The following is an 11,552-nucleotide window of genomic DNA, read 5'->3' as shown; positions in this document are numbered from 1 at the left end:
TAGGTTTCGTGGACAAAGGTTGACAGTAACGTCCATGATTGATTCAAAGCTGCCTTTTGGAGGCGTTGTTGGGCGAGCGAATTGGGCTTTCGGACGAGGAATGGGCCATCATCGGGGCGCTGCTTCCGCCTGAGAGGGGTCGTGGCTGCCGTCCTGCGCAAGACAATCGTCTGTATTTCGAAGGCATGATGTGGATTGCCCGAACCGGATCGCAGTGGCGCCACCTGCCTGATGATTATGGCAAGTGGAACAGCGTGTTCCGACGCTACCGACGATGGGTGACGACAGGCGTGTTCGATGCGATGCTCGAAACCTTGGCTGAAATGGTCGAGCGGGATACCACTGCCGACATGATCGACAGCACGGTGGTCCGGGCACATCATTGTGCTATCGGTATAAAAAAGGGACACAGGAAACCGAGGCGCTTGGCCGATCGCGCGGTGGTTTCACCACCAAACTGCACGCCCGATGCGACGCCAGGGGACGCCCTCTCGGTTTTGTCCTGACGCCGGGACAGACCCACGATATTCAGGGTTTCGGCCCGCTGTTCCGCATGATCGCTGACAAGATCGAGGCGTTACTGGCAGACAAAGGTTACGATGCCGACCTCATTCGCGAGGAACTTGCCAAGGCCGAAATCGAAGCCGTCATCCCGAGCAAAAGCAACCGTCGCAATCCTGTACCTCATGATAAAACCAAATATCGCTGGCGCAATCTCGTCGAGCGCCTGTTCAACAAACTCAAGAACTGGCGACGCGTTGCCACCCGATATGACAAAACCAAGGAATCATATCTTGGCTTCGTCAGTCTCGTGTCAGCACTCCAGTGGATACCATTTGTCCACGAAACCTAGCACTACAGTTGCAGTTTGGTTTCCGGCCTAGAAAGATGAAGAATTTGCGGTTTTTCTCGATGTAGACCGTCTGAAATTCGAGCTTTCTGGAAAGCACGGAAACCATGAACAATTAACGAACAAAACAAACTGCAACTGTAGTGCTAGTGGCGTACCGGGCAGGAATGTCACCATCCGCACGATCCGCTCATCACCCGCGCAATCGCGCCATACGGCATGCGGCATATGAGGGGCCAGCAGTTCCGGCACGGCCAGCGTCGGGTCTTCCGCCCCAAGGTAGCGCAGGACGCTGTCCTGCAGGTCCAGCACGTCCGGTCGTTCCGCACAATGGGCGATTTTCAGCACATAATCCCCGCCCCGTGCGGATCGGAGGCAGAAATTCCTGTCGCGCTCTCCCGGCAGGCGTGACAGCACGCCGGTCATGCCAAACATGTCATGCGCGATCCGTGTGGCGTCCTCGACCGATACGGGGCGCGATGGCTGTTCAAGCAGGGTCAGCGCCGCTTCAAAATCGGACCCGGCTTTCCCCATGCCGGTGGAAGATACAGTCGCGCCCATCGGGTGCCCCCTGTTCACATGTAGTCCGTTGACGTCACCAGACGGGTCAAGGCAGGCGTCGAGCGCCTCCGCCCCGCCTTCCGAGGCATAACCGGAATTCCCGATCCCGCCAAAGGGGATTTCCGGCAGGGACTGGCCTGTATGGTTGATGATCAGCCCCCATGCGCACCATATCACGCAGACGCGCCGCACCCGCCCCCGTGCAGGCATGGATTGAGATCATGTTCGACCGTATCAGGAACCGGCATCATGTCGCCACACGCCATGACAGCTTCCCGACCGTCCTCTTCCCCATCTGCCGCGCCGCCACCGTCATGTTCGGGCTATGGTCCTAAACTTGGCGTACTGGACACCGTACATCCGCCTGCAATAACTGGCAGGCGACTACCGCCTGCATATCATGCCCTTGCGTGTTTCAATTTCCCATTCCAGACTGGACGCAATATGACGCCGCCCCTTCTTGAACGCCGCCAGCAGTTACTCAGTCCGTCTTACCGACTGTTCTATGAAGAACCGCTCCATCTGGCATCGGGCCAGGGGGCGTGGCTGACCGACGTGCATGGCCGCCGCTTTCTGGACGCCTATAACAATGTTGTCCCGGCCGGGCACTGCCACCCGCGTATTGTGGCCGCCATCGTGGCCCAGACGGAACGGCTGAACACGCATACGCGTTACCTGCATGATACCATCGTGGACTATGCGGATGCGCTGCTTGCGACCTTCCCCTTCCCCGCGCAGGCAACATTTACGTGCTCGGGCAGCGAGGCCAATGACCTGGCCATCCGGATTGCCCGCCATGCAACCGGTGGCGAAGGCGTAATCATAACCGAAAACGCCTACCATGGCGTGACTTCCGCAACAGCCGCGATTTCTCCCTCCCTTGGCAAAGGCGTCAATCTGGGAATGCATGTCCGCACGGTTCCCGCCCCTGTCGCGGGCACGGATTTTGCCGCGGGGGTCAGATCCGCCATCGCGGACCTGCAACGCCATGGTATCCGGCCCGCCCTTCTGGTGGTGGATACGCTGTTCTCCTCCGATGGGATATTTTCTGATCCCGCCGGGTTCCTGGCGCCTGCGGTTGAAGCTGCCCACGAAGCCGGCGCGCTGTTCCTTGCCGATGAAGTGCAGCCAGGTTTCGGGCGGACCGGTTCCCATATGTGGGGCTTTGAACGGCATGGTATCGTGCCGGACATGGTTTCAATGGGCAAGCCCATGGGGAACGGCTACCCGGTTGCGGGTCTTGTATGCCAACCGGAAGTGATCCGGGATTTCGGGGCCAGTATCCGTTATTTCAATACGTTTGGCGGCAACCCGGTCGCCATGGCCGCAGCGCTGGCGACACTGCGTGTAATTCAGGACGAGCACCTGATGGAAAACGCCCATACAGTCGGTGCCTACCTCCGGGCGCAACTGACCCGACACCCGGGCATTCATGATGTCCGTGGGGTGGGACTTTTCATGGGTGCCGAACTGAGGGACGGGACCATTGCTTCACGGGTTGTCAATGAAATGCGTGTGCGCGGCGTGCTCATCAGTTCTTCCGGCCCGGCCGGAAATGTCCTGAAAATCCGTCCGCCTCTCATATTTTCCCGTGAACAGGCGGATATCCTGAACAACACGCTAGGGGCCGTCCTTGAAATGGTCCTGGCGGATGGATGACAGGTCGCTTTCCATGCCTGCTTTTTTACCAGCCATGTATTGATGATGGTTGGAACAGACAGGGATGACTGGACGGCAAAGTCGTGACGAAGTTTTTGAAACCATTACAATCAGGGTTCTTCGCCTATCCTCTACAGATTGGCCGTGAACTGAATGCCCATTACGGCTGCATCCCGGAATGTTGTGGTCGCACCGGGATGCTGCAAATATTGGAAGTCAAACTGCATCGTTGTCGAATTGCGCAGCACATGCGTGCTATAGAAAGCTTCATAGACATTTTCCCAACGCTGAACGCCCCATACCGGCCCCCACTGGTTGGCAAGGTAGGGCAGACCTAACGCGCGGGACGATTCCTGTTGCCGGGAAACGGTGCGGCTCATGTCCATATGCTGGAACATGGCCCCGATCTGGTCCTCCCTACGGTGCCATGGAGATCCCGTCTCCACCAATCCGATCCATTCATGGTCACGCATGGCCACGACATTGCCCTGCGAATAACCCACGCCGCCAACCGCCAGCAATCCCTCCGCCACGCCCGGGCCATTCCGTACCAGCATCTGGTCAAACATGAACCATGCCGTGCTCATGCCCGCTTCGTAACGGCGCGGCTGCCCCGTCAACTGGAAGGAATTGCCATGAATATCGGCATAAAGATTTGGATAGCGTGAATTATCGTACCACGCGCCAATCTTGTAATTTCCGCGCAGGGCATGTTTGCCAAACCACGGCATCCAGCCCACCTCGACCTGAGACGAGACCTTGCCCAACCCGCTCTGGGCCAGCGCCCAGCCTGAAATGCCACCGTTATAGGCATGGGGCGAAACGGCGAAGATCCCGCCCATGACATAGACTTTCTTGGCAGGAAAGGTCCGCACCACCCCACCGAGATTACCCGAAGGCCAGTCCCGCCCACCGGGAACATATTTACCCGGCGCAAAATTGCTGCACACGGACACGTTCATAAAGGAACAGGCCACGTAATCATATGCAAAGAAACTGCCGGTCGGAATATCCCCGGCGGAAACAACAATCCGTTTGCGCAGGAATGTCTTTTCAGCATACATCGCAACCAGATGTGCGACGACATTACCGCGCCCTCCATATATCTGTTCAGGGTTCGTAACCGAATCACCAAGATTATAGCCAAAGTTGCGCCCATGCCCGTTGATGACGAGAAGATGGGTCCATAACCCGCTAACCCCCGCAAGACGCTGCCAGTCGATATCAAGTTCGGCCGCGACCTGGCCAGCCAGCACGTCCGAACGCGTGCGCCCGCCACGCACATTGCCCATGTATTCTTCATTGACCGCGACGTTGAGATACAGGCCGCGCCGGTTCAGCCATTTCCGTGTGCCGAACCAGTCACCAAACAGATGCGGCGCGCCGTGCAGGGTGGGCACCTGCGGGTCCACCACAGCGTTACCCCATCCTTCGAGCGGAAAGGCATGGGCGGAGTATGGTTCCAGGACAACCGGCAGGGACTTGGAGGTTTCGCTCTGGGCAAATCCTTCGTCTGCGTAGATCAGAGATACAAAAATCAGGACTGTAAATATGAGTATCTTCGACACGGGGAAATCATTCTGAAGTTTCCCCACGTTTTCATGGTCTATGAAATATATTTCAAACAATAAAAAATAATAAATTGGTAATATATTGGAAAATATAATAATAATGCTGTGAGTTCCCGAATTCATGATCTTCGGCAAACACGAACTGATCCGCTCACGCGGTCGTTCCCTACTGCAAACATACATTGTTTTGTAGAGAAAGCCGCCGGGGCCTGTTGACCTTGTCCCCTGAAATGCCCTCGGATTGAAGCAAGGCCTGTCCACCGGAGACGGACGATGAAGAGAACACGCTCTACGCAAGATCAGGTCATCGGCATCCTGAAGGAACATCAGGCGGCCGGCACGGCTGCGGGTCTGTGCCACAGGCACGGGATCAGCGATATGATCTTCTACATCTGGCGGTCGGAAAAGGGCGATGGGCACACGCCTGCCAATGATGCTGTCCGATGGGCCGAACCAGTGCTTGAACCTGGATTTCATGCCGGACGCGCAGGACAGCGGATGGCGGTTCCGCATGCGGTCGTTCAGAACGGATCTTATGAAATATTGATTGCCGCTCTGCTACCGGCAGCATTTCCTGCTGTATCCGGATCGCCGCAGACCACGATCTGCTGACGACCCGGCAGTGCTCTCAGAATTCCAGCGAGAGGGTGAAGTGATAGACGCGCGGCAACCCGGCATACAGGGTAGAGGCCGCACCAGACGTGCCGCTGGGCGCACCGGTATAGACTGATGCCCAGTACCGTTCGTTCGTGGCGTTGCTGACGCCAAAGCGCGCAACCCACGGGAATTTGGAAACGTGGAAGGCGTAACGTGTACCCAGGTCCAGCGTAGTGTAGGAACCGGTATGCAGCGTATTGGTAATGTTGGCCGCACGGTTGCCCATGTAATGGACACTGGCATTGAACGCCCAGCCCGAGGCAAACGCACCTAGCGAGGCCGGAAGGCGGTAGTCCAGCAGCAGGTTGGCCTGCAGCGGGGCCGCACCCACGATTTCCTTGTTGTTGTAGGTGGCGGTCTTGCTGTTGACCAGTTCCGCATCCAGCCAGGTCATGCCGGCGAGTACGGACAGGTTGGGCAGGACTTCGCCCGAAATCTGGGCTTCCACGCCATAATTGCGCTGCGTCCCGCCATATTCATAGGTCTGGCAGCTCTTGCCGTTAGTACAGATATTGCTGGCCGTGGGCACATACATCGCATAAGGCGAGGTCATGCGGAAACCCGCAATATTGAACTGCATCTTCTGGTAACGCACCTTGTACCCGACTTCATATTCCTCGGAATGCGAGACCGGCAACGCTATGTTCGGATTGGTATAGGCGGCGTTATTGGGCGTAACAGGCCCCGCCTCTGCCGACCGGCCATAGGTGAAATACAGGGTCTGGTTCTGGGTCGGCTTGTATATGACGCTGGCCGTCGGGCTGAACGTCGCGTCGGCTTCAAACGTTTTCTGAAGCGGGGTTTTATAACTGGTCGTGCCTTCCTGACTGATCCAGCTCCAGGCCAGCGTTCCCATGACCGACCAGTGCTTGTTGATCCGCATCGTGTCGCCAATGATGAAGGACTGGCTCATGATGCTGCTGGATTTATAGCGACCGCTATAATAGGGCTGCGTACCGTTGGTGGGTGCCTTACCATACATGTTGTATGTACCCAGCTGCTGGGCGCTGGTCACGGCCGTGGTCGGATTATAATTCCCCATCATGTAGCCATTGGTGCCAATGACCAGGTCATGCGTAAGCGGACCGGTACGGACACGACCGTTGAAATACGCCATGTTACTGCCCACGCGGAAATCATCCGCCGTCGTGGTCGCCGTGGCCTTGGAGGTATAAAAGCCTTCATACCCCTGGGTGGCGCTCAATGTATCGCTTATGCCAAAGGACTGGCGCTTGGCGTCCTGGTACAGCCCGCCCAGCGTGAAGCTCCAGTCCCTGTTGATCTGGTGCTTGATCTTGGCCAGGAAGGTATTGGTCTCCATGTTGTACCCGCTCCAGTCAGGAGCCATGCGCCGGCTCAGATCCGGGGCCTCGGGCAACTGGCCGCCAATGCCGGTGGGATTGGTGGCGGTGCCGGCGGTGATGCCAAAGCCGGGTGCCATGCCGCGTTCGTCATAGGTATAGTGGCTGGCATCCAGTTCGAGGACCGTCTTGGAATCGAAATGGATATCGAAATCGGCGCTGACCATCTCACGCCGGATCCAACTGCCGGGCGCATAGGCCGAACCATTGGCATGCAGCATGTTCAGGCGGTAGCCAAACCAGCCCTTCTTGCCGACACGACCGGAAATATCGCCATTGACCGTAGGCGTGCCGATGGAATCCACGCCAACCGAAAGCCGTTCGGTGCGCCGGTTGGTCGGACGCTTTAGGGTATATTCAAACACGCCAGCCGGGTTTTCCGGTCCGTACATCGCCCCGGCCAGACCGTTGAGGACCTGCAGGTTGTCAACCCATTCCGCCGGATACGGGGTGGTGGACACCACGTTCAGCCCGTCGAGGCGGGAGTTGGAAATCACGTCCGCCTCGAACCCACGCGACTGCGGGCGGGACGTATTGGGGTCACCGCGGATTTCCAGCTGCACGGAAGGCAGGTACTGCGCCATGTCGTTGACGTTTCGCAGTTGCTGGTTCACCACGACATCATGCGGGACACCCATGACGGAATATGGTGTATCCAGCGTGTCCCGGTTGCCCAGCGGGCCGAGATAGATGTTCTTGTTCATATATTTGGCGCCGGTACCGTCTGCCGCATGGTGGCCGTGAACGGTTATCGTTTCGCCATTGGATCCGTCGAGTATTCCGGCGATGGGCGCGCCTGTACCTGATGTTGCGGCTGACGATGTCTGGGCTACCTGCGTTTTTGCCGATGGCGTGGCACGGGATGGGGGAGCCGGCTTTTTTACGGTGACCGACCCATCAGGTGCGTTCACCGACGCGGAAACTGGCGAGGCCGCCAGCGCGGTCGTCGCCAGCAGAAACATGCCTGACGTTCCGGTGATGAAAAACGCACTATAACAACTTCGCATAACATTTGTCCATTATATGAATAAACGACGTATATAGAGTTCTTCCATTCACAGGCTGGGCTTGTCTATATATATTCGTATCCATACATATGTTTGCGTATATATAGTCAGCAGGTGTTGCCGGAATAAGACAGCTATGCCGAATGCATGGGGAGCACGAGCGACGCCAACTCAGAAGGGATTATCACGCGGACATTTGTACATGCGGCCGAATAACTGGGCTGGTGACTTCAATGTCTGGAAATGAAAACCACTTTTGACAGCGCTACTGTCGAAATTTTTTCTAAAAACCTGGAGACAGAACGGTTCTGAAAACAGAACTGGCCAACCCATCGTCAGGCTGCTGTTGTCATTTTCCAGTATATCAATAACTTTTATAATTCATATCGATGCCACTCATATCTAGGCAGTATCAACCCCCTCACTTTTTAGGCGGGAGTGACATAATCATTTCCTGACCGGCACAAAACCGTCACAAGTTCAGGCATACGCAGAAGCCGCGACACGCTTCTGAATAAACAGCGGAACAATCCATTCGTTGTCTGCCCGAAGTGCAGACGCCCGTCCTTCCAGCGTCTCGTCAACATACACCCCGTCATTAATGAAATACTGTATTATGGTTATTCATGGATTTGGCGCTCACTATAAAATGCAACTGTAGCGCCAGGAAACATCTTCAAGCCCCCGCATGATCAGTCGATATCCCAACCAGATTTCTTATTTAATGTTTTTATAGATACCGGAAATCAATCGCCATTGCTGAATATTATCCTGTTAAGTTATTTATGTTGTAAATATACCGTGACATACCGAAAAGTGTTGCTTTATTGCAACGTGCTGACATCGGAACGATATGGCGGGCATTTTTTCCTAGATATTCATTACGGCCCGTTAATATCGTAAACGATAGAAGAATCGCGGGGCATCATGAACAGACGCACTTCTCTTTTAATTACGACCATCTGCTCTTTGGTCTCTTACGGGGCCGTCGCCGCCACACCTAACGGCAATTCTGTCACAGAGGAACAGAAGCAGAAGACAAGTACGGTTCACACGCAGCATCATGCGGCCACGGCACAGACCCACGCACGTGCCTCGCAGACCCTGAAGCATGATGACAGCGGGGGCGTGAACAGTTCCGGCGTAGAAACAATCAATGTTTCTACTGGCACGCACTCGGTCAACCGCAAGGCCCGTGACAGCATGAGCCCGGTCTCGGTGATTGGTGCAGCGGCCCTGCGTCGGTCCGGCCAGATGAACCTGGCCGATGCGCTGACGCGCACCAATGCCTCGATCAATGTCAGCGCCATGGGCGCGGATGCGGGGGCCCTGACATCCGCCATCCGCATGCGTGGCCTGAACCCGAACGAAGTGCTGGTGCTCGTTGATGGCAAGCGTCGTCATACCACGGCCAACCTGTATGCGGATTCCGGTCCGGAATCAGGCTCCACCCCCGTTGACCTGAACATGATCCCCGCCAACGCCATCGATCATATCGAAGTGCTGGAAGATGGCGCGGCCGCCATGTATGGCTCGGACGCAATCGCGGGCGTGGTCAACATCATCACCAAGAAGCAGGATCACGGCCTGAACCTGAGCGGCCAGACCGGTGCGAACGCCTATAACGGGGATGGCTGGAACTATCAGCTCAATGCCGATGGCGGCATGAAGCTGGGTCAGGATGGTTTCCTGCATATCAGCGGGCAGATGTACCATACGGACCATTTCGTGGCCAACAATGCGCGTGACCACCGGCTGCTTGGCTCCCAGCCCGCCGACGCCAGCACCGCGAGCTACACGGGCGTGAATGCCGGCAAGATTTCGGATCGCTCCAACAAGATCATGAGTACGCCGGAAGAAACGCGTGAAAACCTGGCGATCGAATGGGGCAAGCAGTTTACGCCCGGCATCAATTTCTACGGGCTGATTACCTATGCCCATCGTCATGCGGAAGCTTATGAAAACTACCGTACTCCCACGGTAGGCGACTCCTGCGCAGCCTGTGCCTCCATCGCGCCCTTCGGTTTTTCACCGCTGGAAACCATGGAAGAAAACGATTTTGCCGCCACGTTGGGCCTGAAGGGTGATAACTTCATGGGCTTCAACTGGGATATCAGCTCCACTTACGGTGAAGATATCGACAAGATCGGTAACAAGAACACCCTTAACACCGCCTATGTGACCGAATACGGCTCCAGCCCCCGCACGGCGCGGGCCGAAACCTACAGCATGACGCAGTGGACCAACAACGTTGATTTCCGACGTCATTTCAATATCGGGAACGCCGTTCCGATGACGCTGGCCTTCGGCGCCGAAGAACGGATGGAATCCTACAATATTACCGCTGGTGAACCGGTTTCCTACACCAGTGGTGGCACGCAGGGTTATGCGGGTATCTCACCGGGGTCGGCTGGTACGTGGTACCGTGACATCTGGGCGTGGTACATGGATGGCGATTTTCGCCTGACCAAGAAGTGGGAACTCGATTTCGCCGGTCGCCTGGAACATTACACCGACGTGGGCAACACGGAAAACGGCAAGATTTCAACGCGCTACAACTTCAATAAGCGTATCGCCATCCGTGGCACCATCAGCACGGGTTTCCGTGCCCCGACACTGGCTGAATCGCACTTCAGCGCCGTCAACGTCTCGCCCACGGGTGCAAGCGGCCTGCTTGCAGCGGATTCCGCGGCGGCCCAGGCGATTGGCGCGACCAAGCTGAAACCCGAACGCTCGACCAGTGTCAGCGGTGGCATCGTGCTGGAACCCGTCGATGGTTTCCATGTGGAAGCTGACGTCTACCAGATCAACCTGCGTGACCGTATCGTTCAGGATACCAACTTCGGCGGTTCGACCCCTTACGGCAACACGACCGAAGGCTACGTCGCGGCTCAGGCCATTGCCCAGCTGGCTTCCCTGCCAACCGGCTTCTCCGGTTATAATGACGTATATGCCGACTACTTCACCAACGGTGCCAGCACCCGCACGCAGGGCGTGGACATCAAGGCAGATTACCTGTTCCACTTCCATAAATACGGCAACCTGGCGCTGTCGATGTCCATTGACCTCAACCGCACCCGCCTGCACCATAACGGTTCGAACCTGAACCTGGCGGACATTGCCTCGATCACCTCGGACAATCCCCGCAGCAAAATCATCCTGAACGCATATTACACTTACAAAAACTGGGACTTCAACATTCGCCAGACCCGCTATGGCCAGACCAGCGACATGGTGCAGTACCAGGATTGGGGTCCTGCGGCCCTGCAGTACTCCAACAACGCCCTTCAGCAGTTCATCAACACGCCGCACTGGATGACCGATATCGAAATCGGTGTGCGTTTCCAGAAAAACTGGCACTTTGCCGTCGGCGCGAACGATGTGTTCAATGTTCGTCCCCGCATGATGTCCCAGGAACTGAACGCCCTTGGTGCGATGCCGTATGATGAGAATTCGGCGCAGATTCCCATCACGGGCGGCTATTACTATGGTCGTCTCAACGCCAACTTCTGATCATGTTTAAGAGCCTGAATCAGAAAGCGGTTTGATTGATTTTTCGCAGAACTCTGCGGATATGGGCAATCATCAACCACGCGTGGGATGAAGAGATTGTTGCCTCGACATCCTTCGTGAGGCGACGGCAGCGTCCGAGCCATGCAAAGCTACGCTCCACGATCCAGCGTTTGGGCAGGACGACGAAGCCTTCGGCCCGATCGCTACGCTTGACGATCTCGATCGTCCATCGGCCGAGTTCAGCCAGCGCACCACGCAACTTCTCGCCAGCATATCCCCCGTCACCGATCAGATGGCGAAGCCAGGGAAACAATGAGCGTATCCTGACCGCTACCAGCGGCGCACCATCACGATCCTGAATGTCGGCGGGATG

General features: G+C 56.4%; 6 protein-coding genes and 3 pseudogenes. 5 read left to right on the top strand and 4 right to left on the bottom strand.

What is annotated here, in order from left to right:
- Positions 1-98: 98 nt before the first annotated feature.
- Positions 99-853: pseudogene (locus GEU01_RS27590) on the top strand (IS5 family transposase); the annotation flags it as partial.
- 27 nt (positions 854-880) lie between these two features.
- Here GEU01_RS27590 and GEU01_RS26975 read toward each other — a convergent pair.
- On the bottom strand, positions 881-1,621 hold the full coding sequence (locus tag GEU01_RS26975) for a hypothetical protein (RefSeq protein WP_019086966.1): 741 nt from the start codon (positions 1,619-1,621) through the stop codon (positions 881-883).
- 234 nt (positions 1,622-1,855) lie between these two features.
- Here GEU01_RS26975 and GEU01_RS16570 point away from each other — a divergent pair, with 234 nt between their 5' ends.
- Positions 1,856-3,070, top strand: coding sequence for an aspartate aminotransferase family protein (locus GEU01_RS16570; protein WP_019086964.1), 1,215 nt, complete (start codon positions 1,856-1,858; stop codon positions 3,068-3,070).
- Positions 3,071-3,201: 131 nt separating this feature from the next.
- On the opposite strand, the gene GEU01_RS16565 is transcribed toward GEU01_RS16570, so the two are convergent.
- Positions 3,202-4,665 carry a carbohydrate porin gene (locus GEU01_RS16565; protein ID WP_019086963.1) on the bottom strand — a complete coding sequence of 488 codons (1,464 nt, stop codon included), beginning with the start codon at positions 4,663-4,665 and terminating at the stop codon, positions 3,202-3,204.
- Between the two features lie 249 nt (positions 4,666-4,914).
- Here GEU01_RS16565 and GEU01_RS27340 point away from each other — a divergent pair, with 249 nt between their 5' ends.
- Positions 4,915-5,253, top strand: coding sequence for a transposase (locus GEU01_RS27340; RefSeq protein ID WP_019086962.1), 339 nt, complete (start codon positions 4,915-4,917; stop codon positions 5,251-5,253).
- Between the two features lie 16 nt (positions 5,254-5,269).
- Here GEU01_RS27340 and GEU01_RS16555 read toward each other — a convergent pair whose 3' ends face one another.
- A complete protein-coding gene (locus tag GEU01_RS16555; protein WP_019086961.1) occupies positions 5,270-7,621 on the bottom strand; it encodes a TonB-dependent siderophore receptor in 2,352 nt (783 codons plus the stop codon).
- Positions 7,622-7,993: 372 nt separating this feature from the next.
- Between GEU01_RS16555 and GEU01_RS27460 the strand changes: the two are divergent.
- A pseudogene (locus GEU01_RS27460) lies at positions 7,994-8,098 on the top strand (hypothetical protein); the annotation flags it as partial.
- A 495-nt stretch (positions 8,099-8,593) separates the two neighbouring features.
- Complete coding sequence (locus tag GEU01_RS16550) at positions 8,594-11,179, top strand: TonB-dependent receptor plug domain-containing protein (RefSeq protein WP_198284487.1); 2,586 nt, start codon at positions 8,594-8,596, stop codon at positions 11,177-11,179.
- A 19-nt stretch (positions 11,180-11,198) separates the two neighbouring features.
- Here GEU01_RS16550 and GEU01_RS16545 read toward each other — a convergent pair.
- A pseudogene (locus GEU01_RS16545) lies at positions 11,199-11,552 on the bottom strand (IS5-like element IS1032 family transposase); the annotation flags it as partial.

The sequence above is a fragment of the Komagataeibacter europaeus LMG 18890 genome (genome assembly GCF_000285295.1).
Taxonomy (GTDB): domain Bacteria; phylum Pseudomonadota; class Alphaproteobacteria; order Acetobacterales; family Acetobacteraceae; genus Komagataeibacter; species Komagataeibacter europaeus.
Note: the sequence above shows the minus strand (reverse complement) of the source record. Positions and strands in the feature narration are given on the sequence as shown.

Excerpts from the sequence above, each read along its gene's own strand:
- GEU01_RS26975 (WP_019086966.1), bottom strand. The coding sequence starts at position 1,621 with ATGCCTGCACGGGGGCGGGTGCGGCGCGTCTGCGTGATATGGTGCGCA.
- GEU01_RS16570 (WP_019086964.1), top strand. The coding sequence starts at position 1,856 with ATGACGCCGCCCCTTCTTGAACGCCGCCAGCAGTTACTCAGTCCGTCT.
- GEU01_RS27340 (WP_019086962.1), top strand. The coding sequence starts at position 4,915 with ATGAAGAGAACACGCTCTACGCAAGATCAGGTCATCGGCATCCTGAAG.
- GEU01_RS16555 (WP_019086961.1), bottom strand. The coding sequence starts at position 7,621 with ATGTTTCTGCTGGCGACGACCGCGCTGGCGGCCTCGCCAGTTTCCGCG.
- GEU01_RS16550 (WP_198284487.1), top strand. The coding sequence starts at position 8,594 with ATGAACAGACGCACTTCTCTTTTAATTACGACCATCTGCTCTTTGGTC.